The sequence below is a fragment of the Nocardioides candidus genome, from assembly GCF_041321175.1.
GTDB lineage: Bacteria > Actinomycetota > Actinomycetes > Propionibacteriales > Nocardioidaceae > Nocardioides.
The window spans coordinates 43802-58278 of record NZ_JBGGWC010000004.1 but is presented as its reverse complement, the minus strand read 5'-3'; the positions used below and the strand labels follow the sequence as shown (position 1 = coordinate 58278).

The window sequence follows — 14477 nt, the reverse complement described above, 5'->3', positions numbered from 1 at the left end:
GGGGAGAGGACCGTCGGTTCTCTCCCCACGGGCGTGCCTAGGAGACACGACACATGACTCGTACCGCCTCGGGATCGCTGCCGCGCTACATCCTCCAGCGCACGCTGCTCGTCATCCCGATGATCTGGGTGATCCTCACCCTCGTCTTCATCGTGCTTCGCGTGGCGCCCGGTGACCCGGTGTCGGCCGCGCTCGGCGGCAAGCTCGACCAGGACGCGCTCGACCAGCGCCGCGAGGCGCTCGGCTTCAACCGGCCGATCCTGGCCCAGTACTGGGACTACCTCTCCTCGGTGGCCCGGCTCGACTTCGGGCGCACCTTCAGCGACAACCAGCCGGTGCTGCACGTGGTCCGCGACAACGGAGGAGCGACGCTGGCCCTCACGGTGTGCGCCTTCATCGTGGCGCTGCTGGTCGGGATCCCGCTCGGGCTGATCGCGGGACGGTTCCGCGACTCGGTGCCCGACGTGGTGATCCGGCTATTCGGCATCCTGAGCTACGCCGCGCCGATCTTCTTCGTCGGCTTCCTGCTCCAGGCGTACGTCGCCAAGCCCCTGGGCCTGCCGACCTCCGGCATGGCGAGCCCGATCACGGTCTTCACCGTCGAGCCGAAGACCCACATCCTGCTCATCGACGTCTTCCTGAGCGGCGACAGCACGGCCATCGAGGACGTGCTGAAGCACCTCGTCCTCCCGGCGACGACCTTGGGCCTGCTGATCTGCGGCGTCTTCATCCGGCTGGTCCGGGTCAACATCCTCCAGACCCTGCAGAGCGACTACGTCGAGGCGGCGGAGGCGCGCGGCCTCGGCCGCAGCAAGGTCACCTGGCGACACGCGTTCCGCAACGCGCTCGTGCCGGTCATCACCGTGATCGGTCTCCAGTTCGCGCTGCTGCTCGGCGGCGCGGTGCTCACCGAGTCGACGTTCAACTGGCCCGGGCTGGGCAAGAAGCTCGTCGACTACATCAACGACCGTGACTACGGGGCGGTGCAGGGGATCATCACGATCTTCGCCGTGGCGGTGGTGCTGATCAGTCTCCTGGTCGACATCGTCAACGCCCTGATCGACCCGAGGGTGAGGTACTGATGCGCAAGGTCCTCAAGGCTCTCGCCCGGCCGTTCACGGAGACGGCCGGCCTGGCCCGCTGGATGCTCGTCATCGGGCTGGTGATCACGGCGATCTTCCTCATCTGTGCGCTCTTCGCACCGTGGCTGGCGCCCTACGGCTTCGACCAGACATCGGCGCACGGCACCGAGTTCGTCAAGCGGCAGGCACCTTCCGGTGATCACCTCTTCGGCACCGACCGGCTGCTCTTCGACGTGCTGTCGCGCACCATCTGGGGCGCCCGTACGGCGATCGAGGTCGTCGTGCTCTCGATCGTCATCTGCGTCGCGGTCGGCGTGCCGGTGGGGCTCGTGTCGGGCTACTACGGCGGATGGATCGACCGGATCCTGGTGCTCGTGATGGACGCGCTGTTCGCGTTCCCGTCGTTCCTGCTGGCGATCGTCTTCGCGTTCCTGCTGACCAACAAGCTCCCGCCGGGTGGCTTCAGCGGCGTGCTCGCGGTGTCGCTGTCGCTGTCGGTGATCTACATCCCGCAGTACTTCCGGGTGGTCCGCAACACGACGGTGAGCGCCAAGGAGGCGACGTACGTCGAAGCCGCGCGTGCCATCGGCGCGAGCGACGGCGTGATCATGCGCCGCTACCTCTTCGGCAACGTCGTGCAGAGCGTGCCGGTCATCGGCACCCTCAATGCCGCCGACGCGATCCTCACCCTGGCCGGCCTGGGCTTCCTCGGGCTCGGCATCCAGTCGACCGACGCCGCCGAGTGGGGCCACGACCTCAACCGCGCGCTGGCCGACGCGGGCTCCGGCGTCTGGTGGACGGGTCTCTACCCGGGCCTGGCCATCGTGCTGCTGGTGACGGGCCTGACCCTGGTCGGCGAGGGGCTCAACGAGACGCTCAACCCGACCCTGCGACGCCGCCGGCTGCTGCCGGTGGTCATGACCCCACGGGAGGAGGAGCGGTGAGCGTGGAGATCACGGAGCCGGTCGACCCGGGCGAGCCGGTCATCTCGGCGCGCGACGTCCGCGTCTGGTACGGCACCACCCGCGGCGCCATCCGTGCGGTCGACGGCGTGAGCTTCGACCTCGCGCCGGGCGAGACGCTCGGTCTGGTGGGGGAGTCCGGGTGCGGCAAGTCGACCCTGGGCCGCGGCCTGATGGGCCTGCTGCCGCAGGGGGCCAAGCGCGACGGCGAGGTGTGGTTCAAGGGGCGCGAGATCCTCGGTATGCGCACCAAGGACGCCTACCGGATGCGCGGCCACGAGCTCGGCATGATCTTCCAGGAGCCGCTGACCCGGCTGAACCCGCTGATGCGGGTCTCCCAGCACTTCGAGGAGTCGATCAAGCAGCACCAGCCGGGCCTGTCCAAGGACGAGGTCCGCGCCCGCGCCCTCGAGGTCCTGCGGCTGATGGGCATCCCGCCGACCCGCTACCGGTCCTACCCGCACGAGTTCTCCGGAGGCATGCGGCAGCGGCTGATGATCGCCCTCGCGCTGGTCCTCCGGCCGGCGTTCGTGGTCGCGGACGAGCCGACGACCGCGCTCGACGTGCTCGTCGAGGCCCAGATCGTGCAGATCCTCAACGACCTGCGCCGCAACTTCCACACGTCGCTGCTGCTCATCACCCACAACGTCGGGATCGTCGCCGAGGCGTGCGACCGCGTCGCGGTGATGTACGCCGGGCGCATCGTGGAGCAGGGTCGCGTCGTCGACGTCTTCGAGAACCCCCAGCACCCCTACACGCGCGAGCTGTTGCGCTCGACGATCTCGTTGCGGACGACGGGTCTCAACTACATCCCGGGCGCTCCGCCGGACCTCGTGGACCCGCCCGACGGGTGCCGCTTCCACCCGCGCTGCCCCGACGCGATGGCGGTGTGCGCGACCAAGAACCCGATCAACATCGAGCGGCACGGCGGTGGTCGGGTCGAGTGCTGGCTCAACGGCCCGCAGGACCAGATCCCGGACGGCGGCACGCAGCCGCTCAAGCAGGAGGAGCTCTCCGTTGCCGACGAAGCCTGAGACCTCGACCCCGCCGTCGGCCACCGGGGCGGACACGATCGTCGACGTCCGCGACCTGGCGGTGCACTTCGGGCTGCGCGGCAGCACGTTCGCGCGCCTGTTCGGGCGCGACGCCGGCACCGTCAAGGCCGTCGACGGCGTGAACCTCACGCTGCGCCGCGGCGAGGTGGTCGGCCTCGTCGGCGAGAGCGGCAGCGGGAAGTCCACCCTCGGCCGCGCGCTGCTCGGCCTGGCGCCCGCGACCGGCGGCTCGATCACCTTCGAGGGCCAGGACCTGGCGCAGCTCAGCAACCGCAACCTGCGCGACCTGCGCCGGCACATCCAGATGGTCTTCCAGGACCCCAACGCCGCCCTCAACCCCGCGATGACCATCGAGGAGGCGGTCGGTGACGCCCTGCGCGTCCACGGCATGCGCTCGGCGGACGAGCGCCGCGTGAAGGTCGTCGAGGCGCTCGAGCGGGTCGGCCTCTCCCCGGTGGAGCTGTTCCTCGAGAAGTACCCGCGCGACCTGTCCGGCGGTCAGAAGCAGCGGGTGGTGATCGCCCGCGCGATCATCACCGACCCGAGCGTGCTGGTCGCCGACGAGCCGATCTCGATGCTCGACATGTCGGTGCGCGCGAAGATCCTGCAGCTGATGCTCGACCTGAAGCAGGACCTCGGCCTGACCTACGTCTACATCACCCACGATCTCGCCAGCGCGAAGTACTTCTGCGACCGGATCGCGATCATGTACCTCGGCCGGATCGTGGAGATCGGTCCGACCGAGGAGATCTTCGCCCACCCTCGTCACCCCTACACGAAGGCCCTGCTCAAGGCGATCCCCGACCCGGACCCGTCGCGGAACATGCCCCGCGACCTGCCGCGGGGCGAGATCCCCGACGCGGCTGCGCCGCCGCTCGGATGCGCGTTCCACCCGCGCTGCCCCGAGGCGACCTCGACCTGCGGATGGGAGTCGCGCGACCTCCGCACGCTGGTCGAGGCGCACTGGACGCGCCGCACGCCCGAGGAGTACGCCGCCGAGCAGTCGGTCGTGGGCGACATCGACCACTTCGACACGCCGTCGAAGTCGACCACGCTCGGGAGGCAGGGCGCCGGGGAGGCGCGCGCCTTCCTCGACCGTGTGCGCGCCGAGGTGCCGGACGACCCGATCTGGACCGGCGTGGAGGACATCTCCGACGAGGGCTCGGGGGTGCGCATCCGGTTCCACGACGGCGTCGATCCCGCACTGCGGAGGGCCGGGGGAGTCGAGGTCGCGTGCGTGCTCTACCCCGAGAGCGGCACCGACGCGGCCTCCGCGGGCTGAGGCGGGCCCGCCGGCAACGGCGGCGGGGTGCCGCCGTACTCCGGGCAGAGAGCCTTGTGGGAGCAGAATCGGCACAGCGGGCCGGGGCTGGGCTGCCAGTCACCGCTCTCCTTGGCGAGGCGGACGGCGTCCCAGATCGCGTGGATCTTGCGCTCGGTCGCCAGCAGGTCGCGCTCGTCGGGGTCGTAGGTGAGCACCTCGGAGTTGCCGAGGTAGATGAGCTGGAGCCGCTTCGGCACGACGCCGCGCATCCGCCAGATGACCAGCGCGTAGAACTTGAGCTGGAAGAGCGCACTGCCCTCGTAGCTCTCCCGCGGTGAGCGCGAGGTCTTGTAGTCGACCACGCGGATCGAGCCGTCGGCGGCGACGTCGACGCGGTCGATCACGCCGCGGAGCAGGAGCTTGGCCTCGGTGAGCGTCTCTACGTAGAGCTCGCGGTCGGCCGGCTCGAGCCGCTGCGGGTCCTCCAGCGTGAAGTAGCGCGCGAGGACGTCGCGGCACGACACCAGCCAGGCGCCCAGGGCGGCGCCCTCGTCGTGGGCGGGGAAGAGCGATTCGAGAGCCGGCTCGGCCTCGCGGACGGCCTCCCACGACGGCACCACCATCGCGTCGGCGCGCTCGGGGGTGCGCTCGGCGGCGGGCAGGTCGAAGAGGTCCTCGAGCACCTTGTGGACGACCGTGCCCCGCACCGCGTCGACCGAGGGCGGCTCCGGGAGCCGGTCGATCGTGCGGAAACGGTAGAGCAACGGGCAGGCCAGGAAGTCGCCCGCGCGCGAGGGGGACAGCGCACCGAGCACCTCGACGCCGTCCACCCGCGTGCCGACCCGCTCGGCGGGATCGATCGGCTCGATGCCGGTGGGGACGGTCGGGGTGGACATGTCGACGACGGTAGGCGACGCCACCGACACCGGCCCGGACTGCTCCCGTCGCTGCGCCGAAGCGGCCGGCCGGGGCAGCGTTGGATAGCCTTTCCAAGGTGTCCTCCAGCGATCCCGGTGACGACCGGCCCGAGCGTCGTGCCCAGCGACCTCCCGGGACGTTCCGGATCGGGTCGATCGCCGGCAGCGACGTGTTGGTCTCGTCGTCCTGGTTCCTGGTCGCCGGGTTGATCGCGGTGCTGATGGCGCCGAGGGTCGACCAGATCGAGCCCGGCCTCGGCGCCTGGAAGTACCTCGTGGGCGTCGTCTTCGCCGTCGCTCTCTACGGCGCCGTCCTGCTCCACGAGGCCTCGCACGCGGTGGCCGCGCGCCGCTACGGCTTCCAGGTGCACTCGATCACCCTCCACTTCCTGGGTGGCGTGACGGCGATCGAGGGCGAGGCGCGCAGCCCGCGCCAGGAGTTCTGGATCGCGGTCGTCGGACCGGTGACCTCGCTCGTCGTGGGCGCGGCCGCCCTGGGCCTGTGGTTCGTCACGCCCGAGGGCCTGCTCCTCCTCGTCGTGGAGGGCCTGGCCGGGGCCAACATCCTGATCGGCCTGCTCAACCTGGTGCCGGGGCTGCCGCTCGACGGCGGCCGGGTGCTCAAAGCAGCCGTGTGGAAGCTGACCGGGCACGTCGAGACCGGCGTCGTCGCAGCCGGCTGGGGCGGCCGGGTGACCGCGGTCGCGGTGCTGTTCTACCCCGTCGCGCAGTCCGCGTTCTTCGGTGTGCAGACCACCGTCGTCGACTACGTGCTCTCCATCGTCATCGCGATGTTCCTGTGGTCCGGCGCGACCCAGGCCATCATGTCGGCCCGCATCCGGTCGCGCCTCACGCGCGTGGTCGCCCGCGACCTCGCACGCCGTACGCTCGCCGTCCCCGACGACCTGCCGCTTGCGGAGGCGCTCCGCCGCGCGCAGGAGGCGCAGGCCGGCAGCATCATCACCGTGACATCGGGCGGGGCACCGGTGGGCGTCGTCGACGAAGCGGCGGTGCGCGCGATGCCCGCCGACCGGCGGCCCTGGGTCGCCACGTCGGTGGTGACCCGCACGCTCGAGGCGGGGCTGCGCCTGCCGGTGGCGATCACCGGCTCCGAGCTGGTCGAGGCGATCCGCACGACGCCCGCCAGCGAGTACCTCCTCATGGACGCGGACGGTTCCATCTACGGCGTGCTGGCGACCGCCGACGTGGAGCGCGCCATCCGGGCTGGATAGGGTCCGGACCGTGAGCCAACTCGATGCCGGCGCGTCCGGAGACGCCGGGGACGTCGCCGCCGAGGCGTGGTCCGGAGTGCACCGTGGCCCGCTGCGCGAGGGCGAGTGGGTGCGCCTGGTCGACGGGAAGGGGCGCAAGCACAACTTCTGCCTCGAGGCAGGCAAGCGGTTCTTCTCCAACCGTGGCCACCTCGACCACGACGAGCTGATCGGGCGCGAGGAGGGCTTCACGGTCGCCTCGTCCGCGGGCGGGGAGTACCTCGTCTTCCGGCCGTTGCTGTCGGAGTTCGTCGTCTCGATGCCGCGGGGCGCCGCTGTCGTCTACCCGAAGGACGCTGCGCAGATCGTCGCGATGGCCGACATCTTCCCCGGCGCCCACGTGGTGGAGGCCGGAGTCGGATCGGGCGCGCTGACCTGCTCGCTGCTGCGTGCGGTCGGCCCCCACGGCCGGGTGTCGTCCTACGAGCGTCGCGAGGAGTTCGCCGACGTCGCGCGCAAGAACGTCGGCCAGTTCTTCGGCGCGGGGGAGGCCCAGCACCCTGCCTGGAGGCTCACCATCGGTGACCTCGCCGAGGAGCTGCCGCGGTCGGGGGAGCACTGCGACCGGATCATCCTCGACATGCTCGCGCCGTGGGACTGCCTCGACGCCGCGGCCGACGCGCTGCGCCCCGGCGGCATCGTGTGCGCCTACGTCGCCACGACCACGCAGATGTCCCGCTTCGTGGAGACCGTGCGGGTGCACGGGGGCTTCACCGAGCCGGCCGCCTGGGAGTCGCTGGTGCGCGACTGGCACGTGGAGGGCCTCGCTGTACGGCCGGGACACAAGATGATCGGCCACACCGCCTTCCTCGTCACCGCACGCCGGATGGCGCCGGGGGAGCGCGCACCGCGCAAGACCCGCCGGCCGGCGCCGGGCGCCTACGGTCCGGACTACACCGGGCCGCGCGCCGACGATGCTCTCGCCCCGGAGGTCGACTCCGGCGACGCGGAGGACTGAGGTGGGCACGGCGGCAGGGAAGCCGTTCCTGCTGCTGTCGATCCGCACCGAGGAGCGCGCGGCCCTGGAGGAGCACGCGGCCTTCGCCCGCTTCCTCGGTACGACGGTGGCCGACCTGCCGCGCGTGGAGCTCGGCACCGCTCCGCTGGGCGAGGTCGACCTGGACGCGTGGTCGGGGATCATCCTCGGCGGGGGCGCGTTCACCGCGTCGGACCCGCAGGAGGGCAAGTCCCCGGAGCAGGTGCAGGCCGAGACCGACCTCGCGCGGCTGCTCGACGAGGTGGTGGCACGCGACCACCCGTTCCTGGGCGCCTGCTACGGCATCGGCACCGTCGGTCTGCACCAAGGCGCCGTGGTCGACCGGAGCCACCCGGAGCCCGTCGGGCCCGTGAGCGTGGAGCTCACCGAGGCCGGCGCGGCCGACCCTCTGTTCGCCGGTCTGCCCCGATCCTTCCGGGCGTACGGCGGCCACAAGGAGGCCATCTCCAGGCTGCCCGACCACGCGGTGGCCCTGGCGACGTCCGAGGCCGCGCCGGTCCAGGCCTTCCGAGTGGGCCGCAACGTCTACGCCACCCAGTTCCACCCCGAGCTCGACCTCGAGGGCGTGCTGACCCGCATCGCGGTCTATGCCGGCTACGGCTACTTCGACCCTTCGGAGCAGGACGCCCTCTCCGCGGCCTCTCGGGCGGTCGAGGTGTCGCATCCGATGACCATCCTGAAGAACTTCGCCGCCCGCTACCGGTCGGACGGGCCCGCGGACGCAACGAATCCGTGACCGACGCTCCGTGGTCGAGACCTTTTCCGCGCGGGGCTGACGAGTAGGGTCGGAGACGGAGACAGGAGGTGCGCCGATGTCGAGCACGGGAGCCGATGGGCGTCGACAGAGCCGTGACGAGCTCGAGGAACAGGTCCGATACCTCGAGGCGGAGATCCACGACCTGCGACACCGACTGAGCGACGCGCCGGGCGGCGGTCCGCGCTCGCTGGAGCTGCGCCTGGCCGACGCGCAACGTTCGCTCGCGGCCGTGACCGCGCAGAACGAGCGCCTCGCCGGCACCCTCCGCGAGGCCCGCGACCAGATCCTCAAGCTCAAGGAGGAGGTCGACCGCCTGGCCCAGCCGCCGGCCGGCTTCGGCACGTTCCTGCAACGCAACGAGGACGACTCCGTCGACGTCCACACCGGCGGCCGCAAGCTGCGGGTGACGGTCAGCCCCAACGTCGACCTCGACGCGCTGCGGCGCGGCCAGGAGGTCATGCTCAACGAGGCGCTCAACGTCGTCGCGGCCTTCGACTACGAGACGGTCGGCGAGGTCGTGATGATGAAGGAGCTGCTCGCCGATGGCGAGCGGGTGCTCGTGATCGCCAACGCCGACGAGGAGCGCGTCGTACGCCTCGCCGAGCCGCTCCGCGACGCCCCGCTGCGCGCGGGCGACTCGCTGCTGCTCGACTCGCGCGCCGGCTACGTCTACGAGCGCGTGCCGAAGTCCGAGGTCGAGGAGCTGGTCCTCGAGGAGGTCCCCGACATCGCCTACGAGTCGATCGGCGGTCTGGGCAACCAGATCGAGGCGATCCAGGACGCCGTCGAGCTGCCCTACCTCTACCCCGAGCTGTTCGCCGAGCACGAGCTGAAGCCACCGAAGGGCATCCTGCTCTACGGCCCTCCGGGCTGCGGCAAGACGCTGATCGCGAAGGCGGTGGCCAACTCGCTGGCCAAGAAGGTCGCCGCCAAGACCGGTGCCGAGGGGAAGTCGTACTTCCTCAACATCAAGGGCCCCGAGCTGCTCAACAAGTACGTCGGCGAGACCGAGCGCCACATCCGACTGGTCTTCCAGCGGGCTCGGGAGAAGGCCAGTGCCGGCACGCCGGTCATCGTCTTCTTCGACGAGATGGACTCGCTCTTCCGCACGCGCGGGTCGGGGGTGTCCTCCGACGTGGAGAACACGATCGTCCCGCAGCTGCTGAGCGAGATCGACGGCGTCGAGCTGCTCGAGAACGTGCTGGTCATCGGCGCCTCCAACCGCGAGGACATGATCGATCCCGCGATCCTGCGGCCCGGCCGTCTGGACGTGAAGATCAAGATCGAGCGGCCCGACGCCGAGGCCGCGCGCGACATCTTCAGCAAGTACCTCACGCCGACGCTCCCGCTCCACGACGACGACCTCGCCGAGTTCGGCAACGACCCCCAGGCGACGGTTGCGGGGATGATCCGCGCGGCCGTCGAGCGGATGTACTCCGAGACGGAGGAGAACCGCTTCCTCGAGGTCACCTATGCCAACGGCGACAAGGAGGTCCTCTACTTCAAGGACTTCAACTCCGGCGCCATGATCCAGAACATCGTGGACCGCTCGAAGAAGATGGCCATCAAGGACTTCCTCGACCACCAGCAGCGCGGTCTCCGCGTCTCGCACCTGCTGCAGGCCTGCGTGGACGAGTTCAAGGAGAACGAGGACCTCCCGAACACGACCAACCCCGACGACTGGGCTCGCATCTCCGGCAAGAAGGGCGAGCGGATCGTGTTCATCCGCACGCTCATCACCGGCAAGCAGGGCACCGAGCCCGGCCGCTCGATCGACACGGTCTCCAACACCGGCCAGTACCTCTGACCCCGGTCAGGGTGCCGTAGGCCCGACGCGGCAAGGGGTTCTTCGGTCCGACGAGCTCTAGCGCTGGCGGAGGTACCAGGCCTTCGCGACGTTGAAGGCGCCGAAGCAGGCGAGGCCGATGGCGACGGCGACGAGGAGCACCTGTCCGAAGGGGGCGTCGCGCAGCGTCACGAGCGCCTGGTCGAGCCCGCCGGACTTCCGGGCGTCGTGCGAGAAGCCCGCCCACACGAACAGGCCGCCGATGACGAGGAACGCCATGCCGCGCGCGGAGTAGCCCGTCCGCGCCAGCACGGTGATGGCGGTGCCGATGTCCCCGGTGCGGCCACCCGCCTCGAGGCTCTTCTGCCACTTGTCGGAGATGCCCTTGTAGATGCTGAAGAGCCCGTAGGCCGCGATCGCGACCCCGACCGCCACGACGAGGGCGGGCCCGACCGGCCACTTCATGACCTCGGCGGTGTAGCTGTCCTTGCTCTTGCCCCCGCCCGAGGAGCCCGTGACGGTCTGGAACGCGGCCACGGCCAGCACGGCGAAGACGATCGCCTTCGCGCCGGAGCCCGCGCGCGCAGCGACGCGCTCGCCGCCGTCCTTGTCCGGGTAGCCGGCGACGGCCTCGCACCCCTTCCAGACCACCAGCGCGGCGAACCCCGCGCAGGCGACCCAGAGCAGCAGCTCACCGAACGGCTGCTGGGCGATCTCCCGCAGCGCTCCGGACCCGGACGCCTTCCCTGCGGAGTCCCCGAAGGCGATCTGCACGGCGAGCCAGCCGACGACGACGTACATGACGCCGTAGACCGCCGTGCCGATCTTCGCCAGCCACTCGAGCGCCGGGTTGTTCCTGGCTCGGTCTGCCTTGCCCTCGGTCGTCGAGCCGACCGCGCGATGTGTGCTCATGTTTCCTCCTGCACGTCACTACCCGCTTGGCGCGCCCGTCATGCCCATCGGCTCTCCCGCGTACGCTGAAGGCATGAGCGTGCGGCGCGTGATGGGCACCGAGATCGAGTACGGCATCTCGGTGCAGGGCGTGCCCACGGCCAACCCGATGGTCGCCTCCTCGCAGGTCGTCAACGCCTACGCCTCGGCGACGGTGCGAGCGCGAAGGGCACGGTGGGACTTCGAGGAGGAGTCGCCGCTCCGCGACGCCCGCGGCTTCGACATGTCCCGGCAGGTCGCCGACCCCACGCAGCTGACCGACGAGGACCTCGGCCTGGCCAACGTGATCCTCACCAACGGCGCGCGGCTCTACGTCGACCATGCCCACCCGGAGTTCTCCACGCCCGAAGTCGTCAGCCCGCTCGACGTGGTGCGCTGGGACAAGGCGGGCGAGCAGGTCATGCTCGATGCCGCTCGCCTCGCGCAGAACCTGCCGGGCAACCCCTCGATCGTTCTCTACAAGAACAACACCGACAACAAGGGCGCCTCCTACGGCGCCCACGAGAACTACCTCATGCGTCGCTCGACGCCGTTCGCCGACATCGTCCGTCACCTGACGCCGTTCTTCGTGAGCCGGCAGGTCATCTGCGGTGCCGGCCGCGTAGGCAAGGGCCAGGACGGGCGGGAGCAGGGCTACCAGATCAGCCAGCGCGCCGACTTCTTCGAGGTCGAGGTCGGGCTCGAGACGACGCTGAAGCGGCCCATCATCAACACCCGCGACGAGCCGCACGCCGACCCGGAGAAGTACCGCCGGCTTCACGTCATCATCGGCGACGCCAACCTCTCCGAGATCGCGACCTACCTCAAGATCGGCACCACCGCACTCGTCCTGGCCATGATCGAGGACCGGTTCATCGCGACCGACCTGATGGTCGACACCCCGGTCGCGGCCCTGCGGTCGGTCTCGCACGACCCGACCCTGCAGCAGACCGTGACCATGGCGGACGGCCGCCGGCTGACCGGCGTCCAGCTGCAGCTGGAGTACCTCGACCTGGCCCGGAAGTACGTCGAGGACCGCCTCGGCGCCGACGCCGACGAGCAGACCCTCGACGTGCTCACCCGCTGGGAGGACGTGCTCGACCGGCTCGAGCGCGACCCGATGTCGCTGGCCGACGAGCTCGACTGGGTCGCGAAGCTGAAGCTGCTGGAGCAGTACCGCTCGCGCGACGGCCTCGAGTGGGACGACGCGAAGCTCCAGCTCATCGACATCCAGTACTCCGACATCCGGCCCGAGAAGGGGCTCTACCACCGCTTGGTCAAGGCCGGCCGGATCCAGCGGTTGCTGACCGACGACGAGGTCGAGCGGGCGATGACCGAGCCCCCGGAGCAGACCCGGGCCTACTTCCGCGGGCGCTGCCTGGAGAAGTACGCCGACCATGTGGCCGCCGCGTCCTGGGACTCCGTGATCTTCGACCTGCCCGGCAGGGAGTCGCTGCAGCGGGTGCCGACGATGGATCCCCTGCGCGGCAGCAAGGCCCACGTGGGCGGCCTCATCGACGCCTCCGACACCGCGGAGGCGCTTGTCGCCGCCCTCAGCCGTTGACGACTCGCTAGGCTCTCCGACATGGCCCAGGAGCAGAAGCAGCCGCGCAAGAGCGGCGAGGAGCAGGACGCGGCCCAGGTCGCCCCCGAGTCCGACGTCGCCGAGCGGAAGGAAGCCCTCGACGACGACGTCGACGCGATCCTCGACGAGATCGACGACGTCCTCGAGACCAACGCCGAGGACTTCGTGAAGTCGTTCATCCAGAAGGGTGGACAGTGACGGACTCGCCCCGGATCCCGGCCGCGTTCATGCAGCCGGGCACCTCGTCCTTCAGCGACTTCCTCGGGCAGCACGCCCCCGACCTGCTGCCGGCACGCAAGTCGCTCCCGGCGGGCAGCATGGGTGACCTCGCGCCGCACGGCACCACGATCGTCGCGGCGACCTTCCCCGGCGGCCTGGTGATGGCCGGCGACCGGCGGGCGACGATGGGCAACGTCATCGCCCAGCGCGACATCGAGAAGGTCTTCCCGGCCGACGAGTACAGCGTGGTGGGCATCGCCGGCACCGCCGGCCTCGCGGTGGAGATGGTGCGGCTCTTCCAGGTCGAGCTCGAGCACTACGAGAAGATCGAGGGCAGCATCCTCTCCCTCGACGGCAAGGCCAACCGGCTCTCGGCGCTGATCCGCTCCAACCTCGCCATGGCGATGCAGGGGCTGGCCGTCGTACCGATGTTCGCGGGTTTCGACCTCGACGAGGGCGTCGGACGGATCTTCGGCTACGACGTCACGGGCGGCCGGCACGAGGAGCGGCACTTCTTCACCGTCGGCTCCGGCTCCCTCTTCGCGCGCGGGGCCATGAAGAAGCTCTACCGCGAGGACCTCTCGGAGGCCGAGTGCGTCACGCTCGCCGTCCAGGCCCTCTACGACGCCGCCGACGACGACTCGGCGACCGGCGGGCCCGACCTGACGCGCCGGATCTTCCCGGTCGTCTACGTGGTCACCGCTGACGGCGGGCGCAAGCTCACCGACGCGGACGTCGCAGCGATCGCCGACCAGGTGGTCGCCGGCCGGATGAACCGTCCCGACGGGCCCAACGCCCCGCTCCTGGGTGGGGAGGCGCAGCGATGAGCATGCCGTTCTACGTCTCGCCCGAGCAGCTGATGAAGGACCGGGCCGACTTCGCTCGCAAGGGCATCGCCCGCGGGCGCTCGCTCGTGGCGCTGCAGTACGCCGACGGTGTCCTGTTCGTCACGGAGAACCCGTCGCAGGCACTCCACAAGGTCTCGGAGATCTACGACCGCATCGCCTTCGCGGCGGTGGGTCGCTACAACGAGTTCGAGAACCTGCGGATCGCCGGCGTGCGGCTGGCCGACATGCGCGGCTACTCCTACGACCGCCGCGACGTGACCGGTCGCGGGCTGGCGAACGCCTACGCGCAGACGCTCGGCACGATCTTCTCCAGTGGCGGCGAGAAGCCCTACGAGGTGGAGATCTTCGTGGCGGAGGTCGGCGAGGACAGCAGCGACGACCAGGTCTACCGCCTCACCTACGAGGGACGCGTCGCCGACGAGCACGGGTATGCCGTGATGGGGGGCGACGCGGACACGGTCTCGGCCTACCTCGCCGAGCACTACACGGACGGTGCCTCGCTCGACGCGGCGCTCGCGGTGACCGTTGCGGCGCTCGGGCACGCGACGGAGGGTGGCCAGACCACCGATCGGGTGATCCCCGTGACCGATCTCGAGGTCGCGGTGCTCGACCGCACCCGCACCCAGCCGCGGAAGTTCGCGCGCATCCGTCCGGCTCGGCTCGAGGAGCTGCTCGGCGACCGTGGCCCCACCGAGGCCGCACCGGTCGAGAGCCAGGCCCCCGACGTACCCGAGACGCCGGCGCCGGACGACGGCGGGACGACCGGGGAGGGCGAGCCGCCCATCGCGCCCCCGCTCTGACGGG

The 14477-nt window shown here is 70.6% G+C and carries 14 protein-coding genes; 12 read left to right on the top strand and 2 right to left on the bottom strand.

Features of this window, described 5'->3' with window-relative positions; all coding sequences use genetic code 11:
• The first annotated feature begins 53 nt into the window (after nt 1–53).
• Genes ACAX67_RS17455 through ACAX67_RS17440 form a run of 4 tightly spaced genes read left to right on the top strand, consistent with a single transcriptional unit; the run spans nt 54 to nt 4381 of the window.
• Nucleotides 54–1082, top strand: a complete 1029-nt coding sequence (locus tag ACAX67_RS17455) for an ABC transporter permease (protein ID WP_370705153.1) — start codon at nt 54–56, stop codon at nt 1080–1082.
• A complete protein-coding gene (locus ACAX67_RS17450) occupies nt 1082–2026 on the top strand; it encodes an ABC transporter permease (RefSeq protein WP_370705152.1) in 945 nt (314 codons plus the stop codon). Before ACAX67_RS17455 ends, ACAX67_RS17450 begins: the two co-directional genes overlap by 1 nt.
• A complete protein-coding gene (locus ACAX67_RS17445; RefSeq protein WP_370705151.1) occupies nt 2023–3078 on the top strand; it encodes an ABC transporter ATP-binding protein in 1056 nt (351 codons plus the stop codon). Before ACAX67_RS17450 ends, ACAX67_RS17445 begins: the two co-directional genes overlap by 4 nt.
• Complete coding sequence (locus ACAX67_RS17440) at nt 3062–4381, top strand: ABC transporter ATP-binding protein (RefSeq protein ID WP_370705150.1); 1320 nt, start codon at nt 3062–3064, stop codon at nt 4379–4381. Before ACAX67_RS17445 ends, ACAX67_RS17440 begins: the two co-directional genes overlap by 17 nt.
• On the opposite strand, the gene ACAX67_RS17435 is transcribed toward ACAX67_RS17440, so the two are convergent.
• Nucleotides 4342–5259: a RecB family exonuclease gene (locus ACAX67_RS17435; RefSeq protein WP_370705149.1), complete on the bottom strand. Its 918-nt coding sequence runs from the start codon at nt 5257–5259 to the stop codon at nt 4342–4344. The two genes, ACAX67_RS17440 and ACAX67_RS17435, sit on opposite strands and share 40 nt — an antisense overlap.
• Before the next feature lie 98 nt (nt 5260–5357).
• On the opposite strand from ACAX67_RS17435, the gene ACAX67_RS17430 reads away from it, so the two are divergent.
• The 4 genes from ACAX67_RS17430 (at nt 5358) to arc (ending at nt 10112) form a co-directional block, all read left to right on the top strand.
• Complete coding sequence (locus tag ACAX67_RS17430) at nt 5358–6512, top strand: site-2 protease family protein (protein ID WP_370705148.1); 1155 nt, start codon at nt 5358–5360, stop codon at nt 6510–6512.
• A 76-nt stretch (nt 6513–6588) separates the two neighbouring features.
• The gene (locus ACAX67_RS17425; protein WP_370705528.1) at nt 6589–7509 is read left to right on the top strand and encodes a tRNA (adenine-N1)-methyltransferase; all 921 of its coding nucleotides are present in this window, start codon (nt 6589–6591) and stop codon (nt 7507–7509) included.
• 1 nt (nt 7510) lies between these two features.
• Nucleotides 7511–8284, top strand: a complete 774-nt coding sequence (locus ACAX67_RS17420) for a glutamine amidotransferase (protein WP_370705147.1) — start codon at nt 7511–7513, stop codon at nt 8282–8284.
• A 76-nt stretch (nt 8285–8360) separates the two neighbouring features.
• On the top strand, nt 8361–10112 hold the full coding sequence (gene arc, locus ACAX67_RS17415; RefSeq protein WP_370705146.1) for a proteasome ATPase: 1752 nt from the start codon (nt 8361–8363) through the stop codon (nt 10110–10112).
• 57 nt (nt 10113–10169) lie between these two features.
• Here arc and ACAX67_RS17410 read toward each other — a convergent pair whose 3' ends face one another.
• Complete coding sequence (locus ACAX67_RS17410; protein ID WP_370705145.1) at nt 10170–11003, bottom strand: DUF1206 domain-containing protein; 834 nt, start codon at nt 11001–11003, stop codon at nt 10170–10172.
• A 73-nt stretch (nt 11004–11076) separates the two neighbouring features.
• Here ACAX67_RS17410 and dop point away from each other — a divergent pair, with 73 nt between their 5' ends.
• The 4 genes from dop to prcA are packed head-to-tail and all read left to right on the top strand — an operon-like array spanning nt 11077 to nt 14473.
• Nucleotides 11077–12585 (top strand): depupylase/deamidase Dop, encoded by a 1509-nt coding sequence (dop, locus tag ACAX67_RS17405; protein WP_370705144.1) that lies wholly within the window; start codon nt 11077–11079, stop codon nt 12583–12585.
• A gap of 21 nt (nt 12586–12606) precedes the next feature.
• Nucleotides 12607–12804: a ubiquitin-like protein Pup gene (locus ACAX67_RS17400; protein WP_370705143.1), complete on the top strand. Its 198-nt coding sequence runs from the start codon at nt 12607–12609 to the stop codon at nt 12802–12804.
• Between the two features lie 29 nt (nt 12805–12833).
• On the top strand, nt 12834–13652 hold the full coding sequence (gene prcB / locus ACAX67_RS17395) for a proteasome subunit beta (protein ID WP_370705527.1): 819 nt from the start codon (nt 12834–12836) through the stop codon (nt 13650–13652).
• Nucleotides 13649–14473: a proteasome subunit alpha gene (gene prcA / locus ACAX67_RS17390; protein WP_370705142.1), complete on the top strand. Its 825-nt coding sequence runs from the start codon at nt 13649–13651 to the stop codon at nt 14471–14473. Before prcB ends, prcA begins: the two co-directional genes overlap by 4 nt.
• Nucleotides 14474–14477 lie beyond the last annotated feature (4 nt).

Excerpts from the sequence above, each read along its gene's own strand:
- ACAX67_RS17455 (WP_370705153.1), top strand. The coding sequence starts at position 54 with ATGACTCGTACCGCCTCGGGATCGCTGCCGCGCTACATCCTCCAGCGC.
- ACAX67_RS17450 (WP_370705152.1), top strand. The coding sequence starts at position 1,082 with ATGCGCAAGGTCCTCAAGGCTCTCGCCCGGCCGTTCACGGAGACGGCC.
- ACAX67_RS17435 (WP_370705149.1), bottom strand. The coding sequence starts at position 5,259 with ATGTCCACCCCGACCGTCCCCACCGGCATCGAGCCGATCGATCCCGCC.
- arc (WP_370705146.1), top strand. The coding sequence starts at position 8,361 with ATGTCGAGCACGGGAGCCGATGGGCGTCGACAGAGCCGTGACGAGCTC.
- ACAX67_RS17410 (WP_370705145.1), bottom strand. The coding sequence starts at position 11,003 with ATGAGCACACATCGCGCGGTCGGCTCGACGACCGAGGGCAAGGCAGAC.
- dop (WP_370705144.1), top strand. The coding sequence starts at position 11,077 with ATGAGCGTGCGGCGCGTGATGGGCACCGAGATCGAGTACGGCATCTCG.
- ACAX67_RS17400 (WP_370705143.1), top strand. The coding sequence starts at position 12,607 with ATGGCCCAGGAGCAGAAGCAGCCGCGCAAGAGCGGCGAGGAGCAGGAC.
- prcB (WP_370705527.1), top strand. The coding sequence starts at position 12,834 with ATGCAGCCGGGCACCTCGTCCTTCAGCGACTTCCTCGGGCAGCACGCC.
- prcA (WP_370705142.1), top strand. The coding sequence starts at position 13,649 with ATGAGCATGCCGTTCTACGTCTCGCCCGAGCAGCTGATGAAGGACCGG.